19 protein-coding genes and 1 tRNA gene are annotated in these 24,526 nt (G+C 42.9%); 11 read left to right on the top strand and 9 right to left on the bottom strand.

Going from position 1 to position 24,526, the window contains the following annotated elements; translation table 11 throughout:
• The 3 genes from NCI00_RS25445 to hsdR all read left to right on the top strand — a co-directional run bounded on the left by NCI00_RS25445 (position 1) and on the right by hsdR (position 4,341).
• A complete protein-coding gene (locus NCI00_RS25445) occupies positions 1 to 1,647 on the top strand; it encodes an ATP-binding protein (RefSeq protein ID WP_253532358.1) in 1,647 nt (548 codons plus the stop codon).
• 70 nt (positions 1,648 to 1,717) lie between these two features.
• On the top strand, positions 1,718 to 1,972 hold the full coding sequence (locus tag NCI00_RS25440; RefSeq protein WP_253532357.1) for a hypothetical protein: 255 nt from the start codon (positions 1,718 to 1,720) through the stop codon (positions 1,970 to 1,972).
• Positions 1,969 to 4,341, top strand: a complete 2,373-nt coding sequence (hsdR, locus tag NCI00_RS25435) for an EcoAI/FtnUII family type I restriction enzme subunit R (RefSeq protein WP_253532356.1) — start codon at positions 1,969 to 1,971, stop codon at positions 4,339 to 4,341. Before NCI00_RS25440 ends, hsdR begins: the two co-directional genes overlap by 4 nt.
• Before the next feature lie 138 nt (positions 4,342 to 4,479).
• Here hsdR and NCI00_RS25430 read toward each other — a convergent pair whose 3' ends face one another.
• The 5 genes from NCI00_RS25430 to NCI00_RS25410 all read right to left on the bottom strand — a co-directional run bounded on the left by NCI00_RS25430 (position 4,480) and on the right by NCI00_RS25410 (position 8,458).
• Positions 4,480 to 5,811, bottom strand: coding sequence for a tyrosine-type recombinase/integrase (locus tag NCI00_RS25430; RefSeq protein ID WP_253532355.1), 1,332 nt, complete (start codon positions 5,809 to 5,811; stop codon positions 4,480 to 4,482).
• A 251-nt stretch (positions 5,812 to 6,062) separates the two neighbouring features.
• Positions 6,063 to 6,136 (bottom strand) — tRNA-Asn (locus NCI00_RS25425).
• A gap of 184 nt (positions 6,137 to 6,320) precedes the next feature.
• The gene (locus tag NCI00_RS25420) at positions 6,321 to 6,596 is read right to left on the bottom strand and encodes a hypothetical protein (protein ID WP_114067371.1); all 276 of its coding nucleotides are present in this window, start codon (positions 6,594 to 6,596) and stop codon (positions 6,321 to 6,323) included.
• Between the two features lie 33 nt (positions 6,597 to 6,629).
• The gene (rsmG, locus tag NCI00_RS25415; protein ID WP_253532354.1) at positions 6,630 to 7,253 is read right to left on the bottom strand and encodes a 16S rRNA (guanine(527)-N(7))-methyltransferase RsmG; all 624 of its coding nucleotides are present in this window, start codon (positions 7,251 to 7,253) and stop codon (positions 6,630 to 6,632) included.
• 32 nt (positions 7,254 to 7,285) lie between these two features.
• Complete coding sequence (locus tag NCI00_RS25410; RefSeq protein ID WP_253532353.1) at positions 7,286 to 8,458, bottom strand: glycosyltransferase; 1,173 nt, start codon at positions 8,456 to 8,458, stop codon at positions 7,286 to 7,288.
• A 113-nt stretch (positions 8,459 to 8,571) separates the two neighbouring features.
• Here NCI00_RS25410 and tgt point away from each other — a divergent pair, with 113 nt between their 5' ends.
• The 4 genes from tgt to glf all read left to right on the top strand — a co-directional run bounded on the left by tgt (position 8,572) and on the right by glf (position 13,971).
• Positions 8,572 to 9,705 carry a tRNA guanosine(34) transglycosylase Tgt gene (gene tgt, locus NCI00_RS25405; RefSeq protein WP_253532352.1) on the top strand — a complete coding sequence of 378 codons (1,134 nt, stop codon included), beginning with the start codon at positions 8,572 to 8,574 and terminating at the stop codon, positions 9,703 to 9,705.
• A gap of 165 nt (positions 9,706 to 9,870) precedes the next feature.
• A complete protein-coding gene (locus NCI00_RS25400) occupies positions 9,871 to 11,382 on the top strand; it encodes an OmpA family protein (RefSeq protein ID WP_166561657.1) in 1,512 nt (503 codons plus the stop codon).
• Positions 11,383 to 11,487: 105 nt separating this feature from the next.
• Positions 11,488 to 12,777 carry a nucleotide sugar dehydrogenase gene (locus NCI00_RS25395; RefSeq protein ID WP_253532350.1) on the top strand — a complete coding sequence of 430 codons (1,290 nt, stop codon included), beginning with the start codon at positions 11,488 to 11,490 and terminating at the stop codon, positions 12,775 to 12,777.
• Between the two features lie 93 nt (positions 12,778 to 12,870).
• Complete coding sequence (gene glf / locus NCI00_RS25390; protein ID WP_166561659.1) at positions 12,871 to 13,971, top strand: UDP-galactopyranose mutase; 1,101 nt, start codon at positions 12,871 to 12,873, stop codon at positions 13,969 to 13,971.
• Between the two features lie 301 nt (positions 13,972 to 14,272).
• On the opposite strand, the gene NCI00_RS25385 is transcribed toward glf, so the two are convergent.
• The gene (locus tag NCI00_RS25385; RefSeq protein ID WP_253532348.1) at positions 14,273 to 14,593 is read right to left on the bottom strand and encodes a DUF3784 domain-containing protein; all 321 of its coding nucleotides are present in this window, start codon (positions 14,591 to 14,593) and stop codon (positions 14,273 to 14,275) included.
• Positions 14,593 to 15,927: a 4Fe-4S dicluster domain-containing protein gene (locus NCI00_RS25380; protein WP_253532346.1), complete on the bottom strand. Its 1,335-nt coding sequence runs from the start codon at positions 15,925 to 15,927 to the stop codon at positions 14,593 to 14,595. Before NCI00_RS25380 ends, NCI00_RS25385 begins: the two co-directional genes overlap by 1 nt.
• 206 nt (positions 15,928 to 16,133) lie before the next feature.
• Here NCI00_RS25380 and NCI00_RS25375 point away from each other — a divergent pair, with 206 nt between their 5' ends.
• Positions 16,134 to 17,648, top strand: a complete 1,515-nt coding sequence (locus NCI00_RS25375) for a P-loop NTPase family protein (RefSeq protein WP_114460214.1) — start codon at positions 16,134 to 16,136, stop codon at positions 17,646 to 17,648.
• A gap of 58 nt (positions 17,649 to 17,706) precedes the next feature.
• Here NCI00_RS25375 and NCI00_RS25370 read toward each other — a convergent pair whose 3' ends face one another.
• Complete coding sequence (locus NCI00_RS25370) at positions 17,707 to 18,711, bottom strand: hypothetical protein (protein ID WP_253532344.1); 1,005 nt, start codon at positions 18,709 to 18,711, stop codon at positions 17,707 to 17,709.
• Positions 18,712 to 18,990: 279 nt separating this feature from the next.
• On the opposite strand from NCI00_RS25370, the gene NCI00_RS25365 reads away from it, so the two are divergent.
• Positions 18,991 to 20,073 carry a tetratricopeptide repeat protein gene (locus tag NCI00_RS25365; RefSeq protein WP_253532342.1) on the top strand — a complete coding sequence of 361 codons (1,083 nt, stop codon included), beginning with the start codon at positions 18,991 to 18,993 and terminating at the stop codon, positions 20,071 to 20,073.
• 55 nt (positions 20,074 to 20,128) lie between these two features.
• Positions 20,129 to 20,995 (top strand): DMT family transporter, encoded by an 867-nt coding sequence (locus NCI00_RS25360; RefSeq protein WP_253532340.1) that lies wholly within the window; start codon positions 20,129 to 20,131, stop codon positions 20,993 to 20,995.
• A 5-nt stretch (positions 20,996 to 21,000) separates the two neighbouring features.
• Here NCI00_RS25360 and NCI00_RS25355 read toward each other — a convergent pair whose 3' ends face one another.
• Positions 21,001 to 21,561, bottom strand: a complete 561-nt coding sequence (locus NCI00_RS25355) for a hypothetical protein (RefSeq protein ID WP_253532338.1) — start codon at positions 21,559 to 21,561, stop codon at positions 21,001 to 21,003.
• Positions 21,562 to 22,027: 466 nt separating this feature from the next.
• On the opposite strand from NCI00_RS25355, the gene NCI00_RS25350 reads away from it, so the two are divergent.
• On the top strand, positions 22,028 to 24,523 hold the full coding sequence (locus NCI00_RS25350) for a YbcC family protein (RefSeq protein WP_253532337.1): 2,496 nt from the start codon (positions 22,028 to 22,030) through the stop codon (positions 24,521 to 24,523).
• Positions 24,524 to 24,526: the final 3 nt, after the last annotated feature.

Raw genomic sequence — 24,526 nt, 5'->3', positions numbered from 1 at the left:
ATGGAAGAAGGGAAAAACATAGATAAAAAATCACTACGTTTTCTAAAAGGCAAACAAACTGATTGGGATGAACTGGCAAAAGACTGTGTTGCTTTTGCCAACGCTCAGGGAGGCTTTGTGTATATTGGCATTGAAGACAATGAAAGCCGCCCTCCTCAAGGCCAAACCATCAGCGATAAAAACCTGCCCGATAGTATTCAAAAAAACATTGTTCATCGTACCGTAAATGTAGGTGTTGTAATTACAGTCGAAACCGCAGAAAATAATGCGGAATATATCAAAGTTCAAATTTTCAGAAACGCCCAAACCATCGCTTCAACAACCGACGGCAAATACTACATCCGAGTATCGGACGAATGCAGGCCGATTCCTCCCGATGAAATGGCGCGATTAGCGGCTGAAAAAAATGCTTTTATATGGGAAGTACAAACCTCCAAAAGGGTCAGTAGTGTAAACGTAGATGAGAAAAAGAAGACGGTTCTGCTGGATGATTTACGAAAATCACAACGGGTAAGTTCTTTTGTCAAAGAAATGTCGGATGATGAGATTCTGGAATACTATTTTCTAAAGAAAGGCGAGTTTCTGACCAATTTGGGTATTTTGTGGATAGGTCCCAGAAATGAGCGCGCATCTCTACTATACCCGCCCGCCATTCAAATAATTCGTTATAATGAGCAGGATGAAAAAGTCTGGAAACTGTTGTTGGATGACTACTTTTTAAATCCACAAGAGTTGCTTGAAAAAGTATTGAATGATGTACCCGATTGGCAGGAAAGTATGGAAATCTCCGAAGGGTTGTTCAGAAAAAACATTCCATTTTTCCCGATTGAAGTAGTAAGAGAGTTAGTGGTGAATGCCTTGGTTCATCGTACCTATACTACACGAGGAGACATTTTTATCAACATCTTCCCTGACAGATTAGAGATTCACAGCCCCGGCCGATTGCCCTACGGCGTAACCCCCAAAAACATTTTGAGCCAGTCAATAAGGAGAAATGAACAACTCTCGAAAGTTTTTTATGATTTAGGCTTAATGGAAAAAGAAGGGAGCGGCTATGACTTGGTTTATGCCAAATTATTAGGGTCTGGAAAACCCCTTCCTGTGGTGAGAGAGACCGACGATAGAGTCACAGTAATCATAAAAAAACAATTTGTCAGTAAAGAGGTGGTGCGCTTAATGGACAAAGCTGGTTCAGAATTTAATCTTAAACAAAAGGAGATAATTTCCCTTGGCTTGCTTGCGCAGCAACAATCGTACAGCGCAACCGAAGTAGCGCAAATCCTAAACCAAAATGAAGAGCAAGGCTTACGAAATTGGTTAGGTAGATTATTGGATTATGAATTAATTACAAAAACAGGCAAAGGAAAAGGGACACAATACGCGGTAAATGCGGAATTTATAAGGAAGATTAATTTCAAAGGGAAAACTACTTTGAAAAATATCGAAGATTATCGTCTGGAGGAGTTGATTTTCAAAGATGTCAGTACTTACCCCAAGAGCTCGTTTGGTGACATTCATAAAAGAATAGGTGAAGAAATTAATAAGCACAAGGTGAGACGGTTACTAAAAGAAATGGTTAATGAGAAGAAACTAAATGTAGAGGGCATAAATAGATGGGCAAGATATTCTATTGAGCAAAACCTGTAAGAAAAGTAATAAATGCTCAATAGAAACGCAATAGAAATGTAATAGAAAAAAATAAGATTAGGGTAAATTAATGGCATTAAATAAGACCAAAATACTCTTTATCGGCAGTATAACTCAAGGAAATATGCCAGTTATATACCCATTTGGGCATAAAATCTTATGTGATGGTTATGTGATAGGTGCTGAGGATACTTATTGTAATACACTGAAAATCAAAGGTTTTTTATGTGATGGTTATGTGATGAAGTTGGGCAGCCCTATTGCTAAGTGGCTAATAATCAACGTATTTTTATTTGATGGTCATTTGATGGATTTAGAAAAATGAATGAAGCAGAAACCCGAGCCGAACTCATAGACCCCAAGCTGCGGGCGTGTGGTTGGGGCGTAGTAGAAGGCTCAAAAGTCCTTCGTGAAAGGCAAGCCCAAATTACCAATGGTAAAATAAACGTGGGTGGTGTCAGAAGTAAGCCAATGAAGGCCGATTATATATTGGTGTACAAAGGCATCAAGCTGGCCGTAGTTGAAGCCAAAAGCGATGAATTGAGCGTAGGCGAAGGCGTAGCCCAAGCCAAACAATACGCCGAAAAACTCAAACTAGAAACCACCTACGCCACCAACGGCAAGGAGATTTATCAAATCTGCCTCAAAACGGGCGCAGAAGGTTTGGTAGCCCACTACCTCACGCCCGACGAACTTTGGAATAAAACCTTTCCCCCCGCCGAATTTGGGAGAGACATCATTAATGAATGGCGCGAGAAATTCAGCAGCATTCCGTTTGAAGACATCAACAAAACCAAACCACCTCGGTTTTACCAAGAGATTGCCATCAATCACGTACTCGAAGCCGTCGCTACTGGCAAAAACCGCATTCTGTTAACGCTCGCCACGGGTACTGGAAAAACCACCATTGCGTTCCAAATTGCGTGGAAATTGTTTCAGGCACGGTGGAATCTGCGGTGGGATGGTGTCCGAAGACCGCGTATTTTGTTTTTAGCCGACCGAAACGGGTTGGCCAATCAGGCATTTGGGGAATTTACGACCTATTCAGCCTTTTCGGAAGATGCCTTGGTGCGCATCAGTCCCGGAGAAATCAAAAAGAAAGGAAGCGTACCCACCAATGGCAGCGTCTTTTTTACCATTTTCCAAACCTTCATGAGCGGTACCGACAAGGAGGGGAACCCGTCTGCCTATTTTGGGGCCTACCCTGCCGATTACTTTGACTTTATCATTATCGACGAGTGCCACCGTGGCGGAGCCAACGACGAAGGCAGCTGGCGAGCCATTTTGGAATACTTTTCGCCCGCCGTTCAACTCGGACTGACCGCCACGCCCAAACGCAAACTCAACGTCGATACCTATAAGTATTTTGGAGAACCCATGTACACCTATTCCCTCAAGGAAGGCATCAACGACGGTTTCTTGACCCCGTTCAAAGTAAAACGCATCAAAACCACGCTGGATGATTACATCTATACGCCCGATGACCAAATCATTGAAGGGCAAGTAGAAGAGGGAAAACTCTACCAAGAGCCCGACTTCAACAAAATCATCGAAATCAAAGAACGAGAAGCAAAGCGGGTTCAGATTTACATGGATGAGGCCAATCAGGATGAGAAAGCCATTATCTTCTGCGCTACCCAAGACCACGCCGCCGCCGTGCGGGATTTGGTCAATCAATACAAAAAAAGCAAAAACCCCAATTATTGTGTCCGCGTCACGGCCAACGACGGAGAGATAGGCGAGCAGTTTTTGCGGGAATTTCAGGACAACGAAAAGACCATCCCGACCATTCTGACCACCTCACAAAAGCTCTCAACGGGCGTGGATGCCCGCAATATCCGCAATATTGTGTTGTTGCGTCCCGTCAATTCCATGATTGAGTTCAAACAGATTGTGGGGAGAGGCACCCGTTTGTTTGACGGCAAAGAATTTTTTACCATTTACGATTTTGTAGATGCCTATCATCATTTTGCCGACCCCGAATGGGATGGTGAGCCTTTGGAACCCGAGCCACCAGGCGTTGTTAGCGATCCTAAAGAGCCCTATACGCCCAAAAAGAAAGAAGAATCGAATGAGGGCGGCAAAGAAGACGGAGAAGTCCGTAAACGCATCAAAATAAAACTGCGCGACGGCAAAGAACGGGATATTCAGCACATGATTTCCACGTCGTTTTGGAGCGCCGACGGTCGCCCGATTTCGGCGGAAGAGTTCATGGGAAACCTGTTCGGGAAACTGCCTGAATTGTTTCAAAGTGAAGAAGAACTGAGAATCATCTGGAGCAATCCCCTGACCCGCCGAACGCTGTTGGAGAAATTGGCCGAAGCAGGTTTTGGCAAAGCCGAGCTGAGCATTCTACAAAAACTCATCGACGCCGAAAAAAGTGATTTGTTCGACGTACTGGAATACGTCTTTAACAGCGACATCAAACCCATGACCCGAGAAGCGCGGGTGGCAGCAGCACAGGCCAGCATTTTTGCCCTGCTCAACGATAAACAAAAAGAGTTTATCGCATTTGTATTGAGCAAGTACATCGAATCGGGCGTAGAGGAACTTGACCAAGAGAAACTGCCTCTGCTATTAACCAATAAGTACCAGTCGTTGGAAGACGCCAAACGTATACTTGGCGAAGTCTCCAACATACGTCAATTGTTTATGGAATTCCAAAAGCACTTGTACGAACAAAAAGCGGCTTAGAGCCTAGGACTAGCCAAAAGAAAATTATATCACAACATCAACCGTTAGTGGGATTGACACAACTTGGGGCATAACAGTATAAATTTTACCATCAAAAAATGCGTTGAGTAGCTCATGAACTACTCAACGCATTAGCATTTACCCGATTAATAAATGTCTAAACTCATTGATAATCGTCTCAGGATAGACTATTGTGTAAATTTTTTCAGTAATAGCTATCGTCTCGTGCCCCATCACATCTCGAACTACCTCCATCCTTACACCTTTATTGAGCAGATATGTCCCGCAAGTCTTCCGAAGGTTCTTCATCGAAATATTTTTCGTGACTCGAATCATGCTCATGATTTGCCTCACTTGGTCAAGGATGGTATTGTATTTTATTTTCGGTAAGTAACCATTATATTTATCTAATACAGCCATTGCTTCGGGCAATATCGGAATCTCCACAGGCTCTGGACGATAACCTTTCCTGCACATCTTTTGCCGTACCATTCGAATGATTTTTACATTATCAATTGTAATAATGTGTCGATCAGCATCAAAGTTCATATAATCACAATGGTCAAGTCCCGTAAAACACATGAAAATAGCAGCATCGGCCGACTGTTGGAGCCAAATGTCTTTGGCTCTGAAATCAATCAATCGTTGGAGTTCCAGTAATGTAAGTGGCTCTGGTTTCTTAGGCCGACTACGTGGAAGTTCTACGTCATAAATAGGATTATTTGGGACCTCTCCGTCTTTCTTAGCTTCCTGAAAGACTGTACGCAGATAACTCAAATTTCGACTTGTATGATCTTTGCCAAACTTATACTTCTTCACCATGAATTTCCTGTACTTTTCTGCTAGTGGAAGGGTGAAGTGAATAACTGGCAAATTTTCCATTTTTATCGATTTCAGAAACTCTTCAACTAACTCCTTTGAACGGTCCCACTTCTCCATGCTCTTTTCCTTTAAAGCTTCCTCTTTATCATAGGGATTTCGAATCGTTTCAAGATGGTTGTCAAAAGCTTTTGAGACAGTAAGTCGTTTTTGTTTCTTTCCCACATAAACATCTACAATATGTTGAGAAGTTACAACATCCATTGTAGCGGATAGTTCCTGTTCTAAAGCGTCCAAATCGGATTTAATTCGCTTCAGACGACGGTTTTTGTGCTGCACTTCATCTGAAGAGCCGTTAATTTTTTGGGCAGTGCTATCCCAATCGTCTTTTAGAACTTTCATCCCAGTCGTGCGGGGCGTAGAAAGCACGCCGTCGACATTTACAACAAAGTAAATAGCCGCAGGCAGGGAATAGTTAGGCGTTTTATTTTTGCCTCGACGCGGATAACGAAGTTGAAAATGGACATCAAACATGGTTCTTTTTTCATAAAAAATGGATTTGAAAAGTGAAACGTTTAAAATTTGTCCTCTGCTTTCAAATCCTGTTCCAAACTGCCAAAAAAGTGCCTCGTGCAAGAAAATAGTTATCAAACGGATATTTTTGCCAAATTATTTACCTTTTCGGTATATTTTATTTTTTTGAAAACATAATTTCAAAAATCAAATAAGGTATCTGACAAAAAATCGGTGTATATAAGCCAAAAAGGAAGTGTATATAAAAGTGTACAAAGTTTCGAATGGCCGCTGGGTGAGTCAGGGGACCATTTAATGATGCGAGAGTGCGTTTAAACGCAAAAAACCGCGATGATTCGCGGTTTTTTAGCTTGTTTATAAATGCTTAGCTCCCGAGGCTGGGCTCGAACCAGCGACCCTCTGATTAACAGTCAGATGCTCTAACCGACTGAGCTACTCGGGAATTGGGACACCTACGTCGTTTCCGATTTTGGTGGTGCAAAAGTAAGTAGTTCAGTATTTCAATGCAAGAACTTTTTGAAAAAACTTTACTCCTTTTTCGCTTATTGCCTGACATTCTATGGGTTAAACCTACCAAAAATGACACATAAATTAATCACCAGTCGGTAGAAAAGGGACAAAACTTCCTAAACTCGCTCCAAAATAAGCGCCTTAATACGTTGCGCATCACTTTTTGTGAAATTTTCAATGACAATTTCGGGCCTTGCGCGAGGAATAACGCGGATGGTAGCGAAGAACATGCCACTGTCAATCTCTACGCCAGAAATATCACTGTAAAACACAAATTGCTCGGTACCACCGATGAGTTTTCTCATTTTAAAACTTACACCTTTGTCGGTCAACTGAACCTCATTCGGCCTAACGGGGTCTTTTATACTGCTTGATTTGAATACTTCGTTCATGAGTTTAAAATTTAACGTATAATAGATAGGATACTATCCTATGGGTACATAAACTATTTTTTTTGTCTCAAAAAATTCTTCCTCAAAGAAATCTTGAAGCTCAAAGATACGGCTTTTGCGCTTTAATTCGGCCAACTCTTCATCCAAATCGCCTCCCTTCAGTGCTAAAATACCGTTTGTGATGGGGTGAACATGATTACGGCTGATTTTACTCCGCACCCAACTATACAGCGGAGCAATGCGCGTCACTGCCCGCGTAACCACAAAGTCGTAGTCTCCATCGGCCTGTTCGGCCCGGCAATGTTCGGCTCGAACATTTTTTAAGTCAAGGGCATTGGCGATTTCTTGCACAACTTTGATTTTTTTCCCGATGCTATCCACCAAATGGAACTCCGACTCAGGGAATAGAATTGCCAACGGAATCCCAGGAAATCCGCCACCAGTACCTACATCTAAAATATTGGCAAACTCTCTGAATTTTACCACTTTGGCAATGCTCAGCGAGTGTAGTACGTGGCGCTCATAAAGATTCTCTACGTCTTGCCGCGAAATAACATTAATCTGTGCGTTCCAGAAGGCATACAGCTCTTGCAGTTGCCCAAACTGGGCTTTTTGCTGAGGCGATAACTTGGGGAAATATTTTTCTACTATCTGCATATCATTCATGTTTTTACTGATTCATTTGGGTATTACCTCCATCTTACTTTTTTACGTCGATTGTACCACATCACAAACGACATTGCAAAATAATAGACAAAGAGCGTCACGTCCATCAACGGAATCACAAACCAACCTACTGATTTGAAAAGTTTGCGGGAGGCAAGGCCCAGTACAATCCATTGTGACACAAGACGTATACTAAAAAGTACGCCTATGATGATGATATAAGCAAGCAAAGCCTGATAATTCCATAAGCAGCCTAAAAGCAATCCTAAAAATAACATCCACGACAGTACATGCGTACCTGACAATACCGCTAAACGAACTTTATTGCCAGTTTTATAATATTTGCTAACTGATAAATGTCGTTTCTTCTGCCGATACCAATCTTTCCATGTTGTTTTGGGGATTGAAACCATAAATGCATCGGCGTTTAGGCAAACGGCCGTATTGTGCCCAGTGGCAATTTCATTCATCAACAAATCGTCATCGCCACCCACAACCCGTAAATGCGTATAAAAGCCTTTGTTTTGGGTAAAAAGCGACTTGCTGTACATTAAATTCCTACCTACTGCCATGTAAGGCTTTCCTGCCAAGGCTAAAGATAGATATTGAATAGCCACATAAAATGTTTCAAAACGAATCAAGCGATTGAGAAAGCCGTCGAGTTTTTGGTAAGGGGAAAATCCAATAACTATCTGCTTCTCCTCCGTAAGACAGGCCGCCATCCCTTTAATCCACTGGTCGGTTGTTGGCCGACAATCTGCATCGGTCAATAATATTACGTCATGCTTCGCGCCTCGCACTGCGGTTGTAACAGCGTACTTTTTGGGCGTAACGTGGTCGTATTCTTGCCTGATATGTACAAAACGAACCTTGTTCCAGGCGGTTGCTTCCTCTTCGGCAAATTCTTCAGTTCCGTCCCACGAACGATCATTCATCACAACCACCTCATAGTTAGGATAGTCTTGCTCGTTGAGCATGGGCAACAACTCCCGTAAATTTTCCAGTTCATTGTGCGCACAAACCACAACCGTTACCGCAGGCCATCGTTCTTTCTCAAGCGGAGGCTGTTGAAAAAGAAGTTTCGCAAATACGAACAGGATATAATACAATTGAACTAAGACAATTACGACAAACAGGCCTAGTAAAATGTTTAAGAAAGGATAAAGGAACCAATTGGTCGAGTAGAATATATCCATGCGGTAGTAAAAAGTTCGCAAATATAACAGGGGTTGGGCAGATGCTAAAGACCTGATGATAGATTAAATCATATAGTATTCTAATTTTGTGCCTCAAAAGTTAATTCACTTTCATGAAATTCGATATTATTCATAAAGATTCTGGTACCAAGGCCAGAGCTGGAGTGATTCAGACCGACCATGGCACCATTCAAACTCCCATTTTTATGCCCGTTGGTACCGCTGGTACTGTCAAGGCGGTGCACCAGCGTGAATTAAGGGATGATATAAAAGCACAGATTATTTTAGGCAATACCTACCATCTGTATTTACGCCCAGGGTTGGATATTTTAGAAAAGGCGGGCGGACTACACCGCTTTAACGGATGGGACAGACCTATTTTAACCGATAGCGGCGGTTATCAGGTCTATTCATTGGCAAAAACAGGACGTAAAATCAGCGAAGAGGGCGTAAAATTCAAATCACATATCGACGGGTCTACCCACTTTTTTACTCCCGAGTGCGTCATGGATATTCAACGCCGAATCGGTGCGGACATTATTATGGCTTTTGACGAATGTACGCCTTACCCATGTGACTTTTCCTACGCAAGGACGTCTATGGATATGACACACCGTTGGTTGAAGCGCTGTTGCGACCGTTTTGACAATACACAGTCTATTTATGGCTACCAACAAACGCTATTCCCTATTGTTCAAGGGAGCGTTTACAAGGACCTAAGAATACAATCAGCGGAGTTTATTGCCAGCATGGAGCGAGAAGGCAATGCTATTGGAGGATTATCAGTGGGTGAACCCGCCGAAGATATGTACGAAATGACTGAGTTGGTTTGTGGTATTTTACCCGCAAATAAGCCCCGTTACCTGATGGGCGTAGGCACCCCAGAAAATATTTTGGAGAGCATTGCATTAGGTATCGACATGTTTGACTGTGTTATGCCTACCCGGAACGCCCGGCATGGTATTTTATACACCACAGAAGGAGTAATAAATATTAAAAATGAGAAGTGGAAAGATGATTTTAGTCCTATTGATGAGCGTTTAGGGGGCTACGTAAGCACTTCTTACACAAAAGGCTATTTAAGGCACCTCATCAAATCAGAAGAAATCCTTGGGGCACAGATTGCAAGTGTACATAATTTAAGTTTTTATTTATGGCTTGTAGGGCAGGCGCGGGAGCAAATTATTGCGGGAACATTCCCTCTTTGGAAGGCTGAGGTTTTGAGAAAATTAACGTGCAGGCTTTGAAAGCTGGTAAAAAAGAATTTTCTTTAGAGTATCAAAATATTTTTTGAAATAAAAATTGAATCCATACTTTTGTTGGCGAATCTGGTCAGGAAAGACTATTTTTGCGATAGTAGAATTTATAGGTATAGTGAAACGTATCCCCCTTATTCAACAAAAAGGTTTATTATGAAAAAAGTATCTCTGCTTGTCACATTCGTATTGTTGGGATTCTGTTTGCTTGAAACTCAAGCGCAGTACAATCCAAAGGCTCCTTACGAAGGCCCCTACAAGCTGAACACTTGGTCTTTAAGTGCTTATCTTGGTCCAAGTCAATTTTACGGCGATTTACGTGAATATGACTTCTTCCCAGTAGGTACTAACAATTTTGACAGCCGTTCAGAACGTGGAACCATGCATTTTGGTGTATCTCTTGGAAAACAACTCACCTACCTCTTTGGGGCAAGATTGGACGTTGGTGCAGGAAATTTGAAAGGGATGAAACGCCGTATCTACCAATCTTACTTTAATGCCAATTATTTCCAAGCCGACCTCTCAGCCACTGTAAACATTAAAGGTCTTCTTTTTGGACCCACAAAATTGAAACGCTGGAAAATGGATGTGTATGCTGGTGCTGGTCAAGTTTGGTTCAAATCTACCGCTTATCAGTTAGGCTCTGGACGCTTGCAGCGCCGCTCTGATGATTCACCTACACTGCGTAACAATACGACTGAACTCAATAAGAAGGCCTCTTCTTATACTCAGGAATGGGTTATCCCTGTTGGATTCAGTACTTCTTACGAACTAACAAAATCGCTTGATTTAGGTCTTGATTTTCGTTTGAACAACGTAAATACTGAAAAATTGGATGCAACCGTAGGTGGTGACGCTTCCTCTATTTATGATGGCCCAACGGGTGGTCGCTTGTATGAAGGTGGCGATGCCAACAACTTCCTAGGAACCCCTAAAGGAAGTTCTGCCCTCGATAAATATGGCTACCTTGCCGTAACATTGACTTACAAACTAGGTAAAAACCCACTACGTGTAGAGAAGAAAAACGGCAAATGGGCGTATGACTTTAACGCACTTGATGCTGGCAAAGGTTTTTACCACTTGCGTTATACCGATCCTAAGTTGCTCGTAAAACCACCAAGAATTCTTTCATTGGCTGAAATTGATTCAATTGCGAAAGCCAATAAACCGAAAGAAATTGATCCTCGTTTGTTGCAAGATACCGATAACGACGGTGTTTCTGACTACTTCGATAAAGAGCCTAACACTCCAGCAGGAAGTATCGTAACGGGTGCTGGTCAGAAAATCGACTTTGATAAATATGTAAGAGACGCCCTTCCTGGTATGGCTTGCAATGAAATATTTGCCAACATATTGTTCGATACCGATAAAGCCATCATCAAACCAGAGTTTTATGACTTGCTCAATAAAGTGGTTGAGTTGATGAATAAAACCCAATGCCGCTTGCAAATGGCTGGCCACGCTGACCGTCGTGCTTCAGACCGCTACAACGTAGCTCTTTCTGAACGCCGTGTGAATGCCGTAAAACAATACCTCGCGCAAGCAGGATTGAAAGATCCAAACCGCATTGTTGTTGACGCTTACGGTTCATTTAAGCCAATTGCTGACAACGGAACAGTAGACGGATTGAAGAAAAACCGTCGCGTAGAATTGAAATTAATGCCTTAATATCTAAAGGCCCCCAAATGAAAAGACCTTGGCAAACGTCAAGGTCTTTTCATTTGGTACTAACCATACACGTATTGTATCTTTACGGTCAGATTAATAAACAAAATGTATCAGCAACTCCTCCAGAAAGAGAAACAAATAGCAATTATTGGCCTTGGATATGTAGGACTTCCCATTGCTTTAGAATTTGCCAAATATTTCCGAGTCATTGGATTTGATATTAATCAACATCGTATTGATATGATGAGGGCTGGCCAAGACCCTTCCAACGAATTGGATTCAACCATTTTTGAAGGTAAAGACATCTTCTTTACGGCCAATCCCGATGATTTGCAACAGGCTCATTTTTTTATTGTAGCCGTTCCTACCCCCGTTGATGACTACAAAGTACCCGATTTGAAGCCACTTATCGGGGCGTCGCACGCGATTGGGAAAGCCCTAAAAAAAGGAGATTACGTGATTTATGAGTCAACCGTCTATCCGGGCTGTACGGAAGAAGATTGTTTGCCAATTTTGGAAGCCGAATCTGGGCTGACATTAGGGGAAGATTTCAAAATCGGATACTCCCCAGAACGAATCAATCCTGGTGACAAAGAACGCACCATTGATAAAATCCTGAAAATAGTCTCTGGAAGTGACGCCGAAGCGTTGGAAGAAATTGCCCAAGTCTATGGCAAAATCATCACCGCAGGCATATACAAAGCCCCTACCATCAAAGTAGCCGAAGCCGCCAAAGTAATCGAAAACACCCAACGCGACCTCAATATCTCATTGATGAATGAGTTGGCCATTATTTTTGACATGATGGGAATTGATACCAAAGATGTGATTGAAGCAGCGGGGACCAAATGGAATTTTATTAAACTATACCCTGGCTTAGTAGGAGGGCATTGCATCGGCGTTGACCCCTATTATCTGCTCTATAAAGCTAAAAAATTAGGCTACGACCCGCAAGTAATCCACAGTGGACGACGTATCAATGACGGTATGCCTGGGTTTATCGCTAAACGATTGGTACAGATGTTGATTCAAAAGGGAAAAAGCCCCCAGAATGCCAAAGTACTGATGATGGGGATTACATTTAAGGAAAATGTGTCGGATATTCGCAATTCAAAAGTGGCCGATTTGGTCAAAGAACTGATGAGTTTCTCCATCAATGTGCACCTTGTTGACCCGTATGCGTCCCCCAATGAAGTCGCCCATGAATATGGATTGACGCTCATTGATAAGCCGTCCAAAGACTATGATGCAGTCATTGTTTCGGTAGGACACGACGGATATAAAACACTGGATATTAACTATTTCAAGTCTATTATGAATACTGAGCCGATTTTGATGGACTTGAAAGGAATGTATAAAAATACGGAAGAAAATATAACGTATTGGAGGTTATAACCATTACTTGTAAACAATCATTCTCCGCCTGAAATAAATTTTTAGATAGCCCCAAAACGAAAGGCTATACTATTGGGCCATAAACAAAAAAATATGTACGATTATCTTATTGTGGGTGCAGGGCTATTTGGAAATGTGTGGGCACACGAAGCCACCAAAAGAGGAAAAAAATGCTTAGTGGTAGACCGCCGGAACCACATTGGCGGAAATACATACTGCGAAAATGTAGAAGGAATTAACGTTCACTACTACGGTGCGCATATTTTTCATACCAATGACAAAGACATTTGGGATTATGTCAACTCATTTGTAGAATTTAACCGTTATACCAATTCGCCCGTCGCAAATTATTACGGTGAACTCTACAATTTGCCCTTCAATATGAATACTTTCTACCAAATGTGGAAGGTACGTACTCCTGAAGAAGCAAAAGCAAAAATTCAGGAGCAAATTGAAGCTGCCAATATCAAAGAGCCTAAAAATCTGGAAGAACAGGCCATCTCATTGGTAGGAACCGACATCTACGAAAAACTCATTAAAAGCTACACCGAAAAACAATGGGGACGTAAATGTGTAGATTTGCCAGCTTTTATTATCAAGCGTCTGCCAGTCCGGTTTACGTTTGATAACAACTATTTTAACGACCGTTATCAGGGGATTCCGATTGGTGGCTATAATAAACTCAACGAAGCCTTGTTGGAAGGAATTGATGTGCGTTTAGGCGTAGATTACTTTAAAAACCGGGCGGAATTGGATGCATCGGCCAAGCAAATTGTATATACGGGCCAATTGGATGAGTATTTTGATTTTAAACTTGGCTATCTGGAATACCGTAGCCTGCGTTTTGAACATCAAACGTTGGATACCCCCAACCATCAAGGTAATGCCGTAGTTAACTACACCGACGGCGAAACAGCTTATACGCGAATCATTGAACACAAACATTTTGAGTTTGGGACGCAAGACAAAACGGTCATTACACACGAATATCCGCAAGAGTGGACGCCAGGTCAGGAACCTTATTATCCTGTAAATGACGATAAAAACGATAAGCTATTACGTGAATACCGTAAACTAGTCGACGCAGAAACAAATGTGATTTTTGGCGGGCGCTTGGCAGAATACCGTTATTATGACATGCACCAAGTGATTGGGTCGGCCCTTGCAAAAGTTCGAAAACATTTTGGAGAATAAAAAAAAAGAATTATATTCGTATAGTTCTTTGGGTGAGTGTTTCTTTTCGTTCAGTGCTTTTATTTTTGGAATTAGGAAATAAAACAGTGAGTAAGAAACGCCAAAAGCGTCTCAAATGCTGAAAAGCAGTCACAAAGTGGTTTAAGCAAGTTAAAAATCAGGATTCAAGTGAATGATTGATGATTAGTTTCCTTAAAAATTTTGGTGAACTAAGGTGCAAACAAGAAACTTACTCAAAAAACTAAAAAAAACGGGGCAGGCAACTGTCCCGTTTTTGCGTTTTATAGGTCCAAGTGTTTTGTCATTTACTTTTTACAAACCGCTGGCCACCAATCAGGTAAGTTATGGTGAGTAAAAATGTGGTAATCAAAAGAAATACGATAGTGAGCAACTCATATTTTGTTCCTTTCAGCCACATAGCTAAACCTCCTGAAATAAAAAAAATCAGCCCTATAAAAATGATAAAAATCCCAGCCCAGCGAGCTAAACCTTTCGGGTCGGTAAGTTCGTTTGGATCACGCGGAAAATTCGACAGCAAATAAATGGCCTGTTTTTTCCAAATGAACACCCCTAAGCCAATCAAAATGCTACCAGTAATTCCGAGAATGTATATTTCTGTCATTAGCTTTTGAGATTATCAGCCCAATTGAAACGGTCATCGGGAGAGAATTTCCACGGAGCTTGGTTGGTTTCAAGGTTATTGAACATAGCATTCCATGAGCCCGGCGCTTGGGCTTCATCCATGATTTTGTAGCGGCGCAATTGTAGAATAATTTCCAAAGGATTGATTAGCACCGGGCATTCTTGCACGCAAGCGTTACAGGTAGTACACGCCAAAATTTCTTCTTCTGAAATATAATCCCCAAGCAGGCTTTTACCATCATCTTTAAACTCACCCCCGTTGGCCAGCATGTTTTTACCGACATCTTCCAAGCGGTCGCGGGTATCCATCATGATTTTGCGCGGAGAAAGTTTTTTGCCCGTTATGTTTGCTGGACAAGCCGACGTACATCGGCCACACTCCGTGCAAGAGTACGCATCCATGAGGTTTTTCCAACTTAAATCAGCCACATCTTTGGCCCCAAAACGCCCAATTTCGGCGGGCACTTCGTTGGCATCAGGTTGTTCAAGTCCCAACATGATTTTGACTTCTTTGGTAATATCTGGCATGTTTAACATTTCACCTTTGGGAGTCAAATTGGTAAAATAGGTATTGGGGAACGCCAAAAAAATGTGCAAATGCTTGGAATAAGTTACGTACAGCGCAAAGCCAAAAATGCCCAAAATGTGCGCCCACCACGCGACGCGTTCCACTGCTACCAAAGCGCCATCCGAAAGATTGGTAAAGATAGGTTGTAAGAAGCCGCTGAAAATGAAGCCTCCTACCAATGGATAATGCTCCGCACCGCGTTCTTGTAATAAGCTGTCGGCAGCATTCATGCTCAAAATTGCTAGCATCAGCACAATTTCAATGCCTAAAATGGTATTGGCATCCAGGGCAGGCCAGCCGTTCAGCTCACGGTGGCGAGTGGGTTGAAGTCGCTCTACTTTGGTGATATTGCGCCTAATCAGAAAAATGACGCAGACGGCAAGTACGCCTAAGGCCAAAAACTCAAAGAAATTGATGAGGATTGGGTAAAAATCGCCCAATAACGGGGCAAACAACCGGTGAGTGCCCAATACCCCGTCCAAGACGATTTCGAGCACTTCAACATTGATGAGCAAAAAGCCCGCGTAAATCACAAAGTGCATTAGACCCACAATGGGGCGGTCAAACATCTTCTTTTGCGCAAAAGCCACCCGTAGCATGGTAGACAATCGTTCGGCAGGGCGGTCGGTTCGATCGACGGCTTTGCCGAGTTGAATCGTCTTTTTAATAATTCCGATGCGTTTGCTGATCAGCCAAGACGTGAGGCCGAGTGCTGCGACAAAAAGAAGTTGTTGAACAATTTGCATAATGGTTCTCAATGGTTGATTTATTCTGCAAGCAGAGTATGAACAAATATCGGAAAAATGAAATAGGTTGCAAATGAACTGGATAAAAAACTGCTTGGCAATCTCTAAACTTACTTAAAGTTGTTAACTTTCGGGAAGCTATGCAAAACTATTCTATCCTTTGGGCTGTTACACACACATACCCAAACTAACCAATTTTCGACAATATGACCTATCGTGAGTTGAAGTCTAAACAGCTTCTCAAAATCCACACGCTTGGAGAGTTAAAAGCGGCGGGTTATCAGCCAAAATCCATTAAACAGGAATTAAGAGATAATCTTATTGAAAAATTACGGGCCAAAGAATCGGTTTTCCCGGGTATTTGGGGATATGAAGATACCGTTATTCCTGATGTGGAACGGGCGATTTTGTCAATGCACCACATCAATCTATTGGGACTGAGAGGGCAAGCCAAAACACGTATTGCACGATTAATGGTCAATTTGTTGGATGAGTACATCCCAGTTGTGGCTGGCTCAGACCTGAACGACGACCCTTTGGAGCCACTTTCGCGTTTTGCCCGGGATATCATCCATGAAAAAGGAGATGATACCCCAATTGGGTGGATGCACCGCGACGATCGCTACGCCGAAAAGCTCGCCACGCCCGATGTTTCCATCGCTGACTTAATTGGGGATGTTGACCCCATCAAAGCGGCTACGCTCAAGCTTCCTTATTCGGATGAGCGCGTTATCCACTTTGGGCTTATTCCGCGTTCGCACCGTTGTATTTTTGTCATCAACGAGTTACCCGATTTACAGGCACGTATTCAGGTTTCTTTGTTCAATATTTTGCAAGAAGGAGATATTCAGATTCGCGGTTTTAAGCTACGTTTACCGCTGGATATTCAATTTGTATTTACGGCCAATCCTGAAGACTATACCAATCGCGGGAGCATTGTGACTCCTCTGAAAGACCGGATTGACAGTCAAATTGTTACGCACTATCCTAAGTCACTTGAAATTGGCCGCAAGATTACGCAGCAAGAGGCGATTGTCAAAACAGAACAAAAGGGCATGATTAAGACCAATGAAATCATCAAAGATTTGATTGAGCAGATTGCCTTTGAAGCCCGCGAAAGCGAGTACGTAGATTCTAAAAGCGGGGTATCGGCTCGCCTAACGATTGCGGCTTACGAAAACCTACTTTCGGCGGCGGAGCGACGCGTGCTTCTCAACGGTGAAAAAGAAACCTACGTACGTATTTCTGACCTTTATGGCGTCGTGCCCGCTATCTGTGGAAAGGTAGAGCTGGTCTATGAAGGTGAAGTAGAAGGGCCCGTAATTGTGGCCCAAAACCTGATTGGCAAAGCTATTCGTACCCAATTCCTGAATTATTTCATTAATCCCGAATCATTAAAGAAGAAAAAAGGGGCTAAAAATCCTTTCCAAAAAATTCAGGATTGGTTTGGTGAAAATGAAATGGATATTTTGAGCGACCTCACCAACCGCGAATACGAAGCACGTTTGCGTACCATTGAAGGTCTGGACGATTTGGTGGATGATTTCCACCGGGGATTAGGTCGCGAAGAAAAACTGTTTTTAATGGAATTTGCCCTGCACGGAATGGCAGAATACTCGCTCGTGGGCAAGCAAGCGATGGACAATGGGCTTCATTTTAAAGATTTACTCAGCAGTATGTTTTCGGGTCCCGATGCTGATGACGACGACGACGTGTTTTAGTTTTATATACAACAGCGCCTAACGCAAACGCCCAGCCAATTCTGGCTGGGCGTTTGCGTTAGGCCGCCAGTCGTCGATTGGGGCGGAGCGAATCCAATAACGGTCGAGTGTTTAGTTCTAATCGCTGTTTTACAAATCCATCGCGCAAATAAGCGGGAAGCGCATCAATCCACTGCGAATATTGGTCTATTCCTACCGCTTTTGCTATGTAACATTCATGGACAAAATTGAGGTACTTCACGATGTTGAGCAACGAATGGTGAAATTGAGAAATATCAATGTCGGCTTCAACAAACCGCTCTAATTCGCGCTGACTGCCCGATACTTTTAGTCTTGCCATAATATCGAAATAGGTCGTAACACCCATACTCTTGGCAATTTGTTCCCAATTTCGTACCCCAAACTTCGTCAATATCTTTCCCGTCTTGGTACGGAGTGCCTTTTCAGGATTGGCCTGTAAACGCTGCCGAAACGCCCGCGCCGATAAGTTACGCGTGGTTTTCAGAAATTGAGCCACGTGTGCTTCTGCCTGCTTAGGCGTTTGGATGGGTAATAAAAGGGCTTGCTCATCACTATCAAGCAAATGATGAAGGGTATAGTGCCCAACGGGCCCCTCCGCGTAAAAACTCACCGATTTTGGATACCAGCCTTTGACCACGTACCCATTGATAATCTGCCTGATAATGGCTTCGGAATTCACATTAATCCCTTGAATGGATAGAAAAGCCTTGGCGCTATACAACACGCTATAATACGCCTGCGGAAAGGTGGCGTGAAGGGCATATTTGAGAAAATTCTCGTCAGGATTGGCGGCGGTGGTTCTCAATGTAAACTCAGCATTCCACGCGTTGAGAAGCCATTTTTTTGTGACATTCAAGCGTTCAGCTTCCTGCTTTGGGCGGAACCTGCGCAACCCTGTCAAATGCCCGATTTTGTTAGAACCTGCCAAGTGACGAATGTGATAATCAATCCCTCTAAAGTGATTTAAAAACACCTGCGCAGGGATGGATTTTTGCCATTGCTCATCGGCATTTATTAATTGATTTTCTGGCTGCTTTATCATTATTTTTGGTATTATTTCAATAAATCATCATTGTAAATAAATAACGAAAAAGCACCCTTAAAAGTTCCTCTTAAAATCGCCCCATACTATAGTATATTTGCCTAATTAGCAGATAGTTAATTGATTTATTTTGCGCCTAAAATTAGTTGCTTTTTAGCCTCTAAAAGGATAGCTTTTTTCGTATGACTTTTCCAATAAAAGAGGTTGTAATTAAAAAAAACAGTTTCGGTAAAACCTCCGAGTAAGGCATTATCTTTGTGACTTCAATATCGATTGTTTATGGCCACATTTTTCTTCAAAAAAGCACCCACCCAAAAAACCTTCATCCAATTCGTTTTTTCGGGTTACGTTATCATTTTGTCATTGTTTACATTGGTTCTCACGGCTTGTTCTGACCAAAATCAGAGTGAAGCAGCGCAATTTTTTTTAAAGGGAAATCTTGCCTTGGAACAAAAAGAATACGCCAATGCCATTCGCTACTACAACGAAGCCTTGGAGAAAAAGAAGGATTTTGCGGATGTTCACAGCAATCGCGGGATTGCTTATTTGCGGATAGGCGAGTGGGACAAGGCGCTGGAGGATTTTAATCAAGCCCTTGAGATTGATAAAGACTTTGCCGAAGCCTATTTCAATCGAGCAGGTGTATTGATTGATAAAAATGAGTTTTCGATGGCGGCGGCCGATTTAGAGCAGATTCGTAAAGTGTACCAAGATTCCTCCAATTATTACTTAAAATGGGGCGATTTAAAATCCCAACAAGGTTTTTATGAACAGGCGCTTTCGGAATACGACCGTGCGCTTGCTTTGCAGGCGGGAAACGTGCAGGCGCGGGTCAACCGAGGGGTTGTTTATTTTGCCAAGAAAAATTTTAAAGAAGCACAAGACGATTTCGAAAGCGCCCTTAAGCTTAATCCACAACAGGACTTGGCTTATAATAATTTAGCCCTGATTTTTGCCCGTAATAACCAACCCGAGAAAGCCCTGCAATTCATTAATCGCGCCTTAGATTTTGACGTTGTCAACCCGATTTATTTAAACAACAAGGGTTACGTACTGCTGCTGCAAAATCAATTGGAAGAAGCCAAAAAGCTGATTGACCAGTCGCTGGCCAAATCGCCCAAAAACAGTTATGCGCACCGCAACTCAGGTCTATATTTTCTCCGTAAAGGACAAAAAGCCGAGGCTTTGGAAGCACTCCAAAAGGCGTATAATCTCGACCCTTCCACCGACCAGATTCACGCTTGGCTCGGCGAAGCACTTTTGTTAAACAATCAAAAAGAAAAAGCCTGTAAAATGTGGCGACAAGGACAATCTTTGGGCGACGAAGTGTCTTATACCAAATACAATCAACACTGTAAATAATACTTTTACGATTTAAATACACCTTTTGCTCACTTTATAACCCACCTTTACTTTCTTGAAAAATATTATCATTGGCTTATTTTTTGCGGCTTTGTGGGCATCGGCTTCGGTAGCTACTAAATTTGGCATTAGATCGGCCGACCCGCTTATTTTGGCTAATGTGCGTTTTTTGATTGCGGGCAGTTTGATGCTCGGCTTCGCTTATGTGGTGCAAGGGCGTAAAAACCCACTACCCAAGGGCAAAGAATGGGGCCAGCTTCTCATTTTTGCTTTTCTCAATACAACGCTGTATTTGAGTGCCTTTGTGATTTCAATGCGCGAGGTAGCGGCAGGTATCGGCAGTCTTTCAACGGCCACAGGCCCACTTTTTGTGATTATCATTTCGGCGTTTTGGCTCCAGCGTCGATTGCGCTGGTACGAGGCCGTCGGCGTAGCACTTGGCCTGTCGGGGGCAGCCATGGCCACTTGGCCTTTGCTTCAAAACAGCTACGCCAGCGCAAGAGGATTATCCATTCTGATGGCGGGGATTGTGGCAGTATCGGCGGCAAGCGTTTATTATTCCAAAGTAAAATGGCAGTTGTCTAACCTGTTGATTAACGGTTGGCAAGTAATGCTCGGTGGACTGATGCTGTTGCCATTTACCCTCTATTTTGCCGATTGGCAACGTGCCCAATGGGATATTCAATTTTGGGCTTCCGTGGCGTGGCTAATTATTCCAGTGTCGGTTATTTCGCTGCAACTTTGGTTTTATTTGTTGCGTCTTGATGCGGTAAAGGCTTCGCTTTGGCTGTTTTTGTGCCCCATTTTTGGATTTACCTATTCCAACCTCCTGCTCAATGAGCCGCTCTCTTGGCATACTTTTGCTGGAACAGCCTTGGTGATTTCGGGTCTCTACGTAGCACAACGCGATAAATTTTCGTAAATTTATTAGAATACCTTCTTCAAACTAAGGCCAAACGCCACCGCGTTGTTGGGTAAGGGTTCGGCCGAAAGCCCAAGGCGTGGCCGGCCCAAACGCGAATTGTAGGTATTGACAGCTCGCCGAAGTTGAGCGTTTGCGACGAGATTGGAAGTCAACGAAACACCGATAGCCCCAAAATACGTAATCCAGAACGTTTGACGACTCACGCCTCTTCCACCCACCGAACGCGACGTAACCAAGAAATAGATACCCGGCAACGCCGATATTACGGAGCCAACCGCGCGTATGGTACGCGCCCGGGTAAAATAACGATTCACCTCTGGGTCATCCATTTCACCAAAAGGAATTTCAAGCGAATATTGGTTACGGAGGCGTTGTCCACCGTAATAATACCGTCCGTTGCTGCCGATAATAATGGGTTTTAAATGAACATTTTCCAGCAGAGGTTGAAAAAAAGCAGTATCTCTCCTCGGACTCGGGGGTTGCTGTGCGAGCAGCGATGAAGCTGCAAAACACAAAATAAAAGTGGCGATGAGTGGTCGGTTATTCAGTTTATTATTCTTCATTCTAACGTATGTTAAAAACAAATGGGCGGTTGAAAGCAATGGATTGAAAACGATTGAGAGGGCATAAGATACTATAAAAATGCTCACCTCCCTCTGAATTTTCAGAGATGCCGCTGGAAAATCTCAAAAATATTGAAAATCAATACATTAAAATAGGATTAAAAAAAGATGGGATAGCTCTAAATTTTAAGACTATTTATCTATTGTCAAAATCAAAATGATGATATTAATCATTTAATAATCAAATATTTAAATATAAATTGATTTTATTTTTAGCGCCAATAAAGCAAAGCCTCTGTTGTTGAAAAATAAAGTACTATTTCTATTTTAATGGCAAATTAATCTCTCGAAATTCTTCTCGACGTAGATTTGAATATTCATTTGCAAAAAACGGCCATGCCCGATTGCTCAACTGCCGTTACTCAATCCGTCTACTGAGTTCATAGTAAACACCATAGTTAAGTACATGAAAACACATGATTCATTGTTCGATGAGCACGAAGTACTCCATGATTTGAAGCACTTCTTACCCGCTCAAGCACCACTCAAAGACTTTATCCACCACAATACGCTGCACGCATTTCAGACGGACAAATTCTACGAAGCTACACAAAGAGCCTCTGAATTGTTTGGATACAAAGTCTCGCTTTCGCTGGATGAATTTCGTGAATTATATAAGTCGGGGCGCCTCAAAAAAGAGGTGCTTGACAAAATCATTGTCGAAAAGAAAGGGACGAAAGCCCTTAAGGAATGGCAAAATAACCTTATTTCCAAAAAATACGCTTCTGCGGCCCTACCTAGGGTTGGAGCATTGCGAGCCAACTGGAAAAAGCATTACCGCATTGATTTGGATTCTCTCGTGCATCCGATTCTTTTCAGAGTGCTTTGCAGTTATCTTGACCAAGGGATTTCGATTTGGAATTTTCCCATTAAAGACAAAACCTTTCTTGCTTCCATGCGGGAGCTTGAAAAAAATAGTTTTTCCAGCATTTTTAGGTCTTCCCGCGCCAAAGATTTGCTTTTAAACGGCAAGTGTGAAATCAGCTCGTTGCTGAAAATTCTGGTAGGCAAAAAAGAATTATATCAACAATACCTCTACGATCAGCAATTCGCGCATCAGGGATGGTCGGGGATGGTATCGGCCATTGAAGACCAACCGCAAACATTGCTCGACCGCCGCAAAATATCACTCCATGATGTGATTGTGTTTGAACTTTTATTGGAAATCGATGTCCTCGACTTTCACTGTGGTGGAGATTGGCAACCGTTAAAAGAGCGCATGATTCAGGCACCAACACCGCTTTTTGCTCCCGTCGAAAAAACCGAACTGAACGAAGTGCTTTCGCTGTGGCAGGAGGCTTTTGAATGGAGTTATTACGACCAAGTACTGACGGGAATTCAAAGTAAAAAGAAGGAGAGCGTTGATACCTCTCGCAAAAGCTTTCAGGCCATGTTTTGTATCGACGACCGTGAATGCTCCCTGCGCCGCTATCTGGAAGAATTTGACCCCGCCTGCGAAACCTTTGGCACGCCAGGTTTTTTTGGGGTAGAGTTCTTTTACCAACCCGAAGACGGAAAATTTTATACCAAAGTTTGCCCCGCTCCCGTCACGCCCAAATACTTAATTAAAGAAATTGGCAATAAACACCGCCGCAAAAAAGATGTGCATTTCAGCAAACACTCCCACTCTTTTTACGGAGGTTGGCTGATTTCACAAACACTCGGATTTTGGTCGGCTGCGAAGCTGTTTATCAGCATCTTTCGGCCTTCGATGAGTCCCGCTACGGCCTCTTCTTTCAAACACATGGACCGGTTTTCGACGCTTACCATCGAAAACAAACACGCCAATCACCACGAAAACGACCTTCAAATTGGGTTCACGATTGACGAAATGGCCGTTCGTGTCGAAAACGTGCTAAAAAGCATTGGTTTGGTAGATAATTTTGCCCCCATTGTGTATGTGATTGGACACGGAGCAAGCAGCGTAAACAACCCTCACTACGCCGCTTACGACTGTGGTGCCTGCGCGGGGCGGGCTGGCTCGGTCAACTCGCGAGTGATTTCTTTTATGGCTAACCACCCCAAAGTCAGGGCTATTTTGAGCAACCGAGGCATCGTGATTCCTGCCGATACCCAGTTTATAGGTGGCCTTCATGATACCACCCGCGACGAAATAGTGTACTTTGACGAAAACGCGCTCTCGCCCCAAAATCAGGAAAGACACAAAAAGAATGAAGCAACTTTTGAGAAAGCGTTGGATTATAACGCCAAAGAACGCTCTCGGAGATTTGAATCCATTGATACCACACTGAGCCCTCAAAAAATCCACGAAAAAATCAGAATCCGCTCAGTGTCGTTGTTTGAGCCTCGGCCAGAGCTCAACCACGCCACCAACGCCCTTTGTATCATTGGCCGACGGAGCTTATCGAAAGATGTTTTTCTGGACAGACGAGCGTTTTTAAATTCGTTTGACTACCAAGTAGACCCCGAAGGAAAGTACCTACTCAATATTCTCAATGCCGCCGCGCCCGTATGCGGAGGCATTAATCTGGAGTACTTTTTTTCGCGGGTAGATAATCAAAAATTGGGGGCAGGAACCAAATTGCCGCACAATGTGATGGGGCTTTTTGGCGTTGCCAACGGAATCGACGGCGATTTGCGCCCCGGACTGCCGAGCCAAATGATTGAGGTACACGACCCAGTACGCCTTCTGATGATTGTGGAACACTTTCCAGAAGTGGTCTTGAAAACGATTCAAAAAAATCCCGCAACCTACGAATGGTTTATCAATGAATGGGTCAATTTGGCCGTGATAAACCCCGAGACACAGGAAATTTCAGTGTTTAGAAACGGTGATTTTGTGCCATATAATCCTTTGGTAAATCACGTAGACACGGTCAACAACATTACGCCTTTGTTGGAAACTCACAACGAAAACCTTCCCGTTTACTCACTTAGCTAGTTA

This window comes from Runella salmonicolor, from assembly GCF_024158025.1.
In the GTDB taxonomy this organism is placed as follows: Bacteria; Bacteroidota; Bacteroidia; order Cytophagales; family Spirosomataceae; genus Runella; species Runella salmonicolor.
Note: the sequence above shows the minus strand (reverse complement) of the source record. Positions and strands in the feature narration are given on the sequence as shown.

What these genes read in the sequence shown, in the direction of transcription:
- NCI00_RS25395 (WP_253532350.1), top strand. Translation starts at nt 11,488, where the DNA reads ATGTATCAGCAACTCCTCCAGAAAGAGAAACAAATAGCAATTATTGGC.
- NCI00_RS25365 (WP_253532342.1), top strand. Translation starts at nt 18,991, where the DNA reads ATGGCCACATTTTTCTTCAAAAAAGCACCCACCCAAAAAACCTTCATC.
- NCI00_RS25370 (WP_253532344.1), bottom strand. Translation starts at nt 18,711, where the DNA reads ATGATAAAGCAGCCAGAAAATCAATTAATAAATGCCGATGAGCAATGG.
- glf (WP_166561659.1), top strand. Translation starts at nt 12,871, where the DNA reads ATGTACGATTATCTTATTGTGGGTGCAGGGCTATTTGGAAATGTGTGG.
- NCI00_RS25380 (WP_253532346.1), bottom strand. Translation starts at nt 15,927, where the DNA reads ATGCAAATTGTTCAACAACTTCTTTTTGTCGCAGCACTCGGCCTCACG.
- NCI00_RS25410 (WP_253532353.1), bottom strand. Translation starts at nt 8,458, where the DNA reads ATGGATATATTCTACTCGACCAATTGGTTCCTTTATCCTTTCTTAAAC.
- NCI00_RS25445 (WP_253532358.1), top strand. Translation starts at nt 1, where the DNA reads ATGGAAGAAGGGAAAAACATAGATAAAAAATCACTACGTTTTCTAAAA.
- NCI00_RS25440 (WP_253532357.1), top strand. Translation starts at nt 1,718, where the DNA reads ATGGCATTAAATAAGACCAAAATACTCTTTATCGGCAGTATAACTCAA.
- NCI00_RS25350 (WP_253532337.1), top strand. Translation starts at nt 22,028, where the DNA reads ATGAAAACACATGATTCATTGTTCGATGAGCACGAAGTACTCCATGAT.
- NCI00_RS25375 (WP_114460214.1), top strand. Translation starts at nt 16,134, where the DNA reads ATGACCTATCGTGAGTTGAAGTCTAAACAGCTTCTCAAAATCCACACG.
- rsmG (WP_253532354.1), bottom strand. Translation starts at nt 7,253, where the DNA reads ATGCAGATAGTAGAAAAATATTTCCCCAAGTTATCGCCTCAGCAAAAA.
- NCI00_RS25400 (WP_166561657.1), top strand. Translation starts at nt 9,871, where the DNA reads ATGAAAAAAGTATCTCTGCTTGTCACATTCGTATTGTTGGGATTCTGT.
- NCI00_RS25355 (WP_253532338.1), bottom strand. Translation starts at nt 21,561, where the DNA reads ATGAAGAATAATAAACTGAATAACCGACCACTCATCGCCACTTTTATT.
- tgt (WP_253532352.1), top strand. Translation starts at nt 8,572, where the DNA reads ATGAAATTCGATATTATTCATAAAGATTCTGGTACCAAGGCCAGAGCT.
- NCI00_RS25420 (WP_114067371.1), bottom strand. Translation starts at nt 6,596, where the DNA reads ATGAACGAAGTATTCAAATCAAGCAGTATAAAAGACCCCGTTAGGCCG.
- NCI00_RS25385 (WP_253532348.1), bottom strand. Translation starts at nt 14,593, where the DNA reads ATGACAGAAATATACATTCTCGGAATTACTGGTAGCATTTTGATTGGC.
- hsdR (WP_253532356.1), top strand. Translation starts at nt 1,969, where the DNA reads ATGAATGAAGCAGAAACCCGAGCCGAACTCATAGACCCCAAGCTGCGG.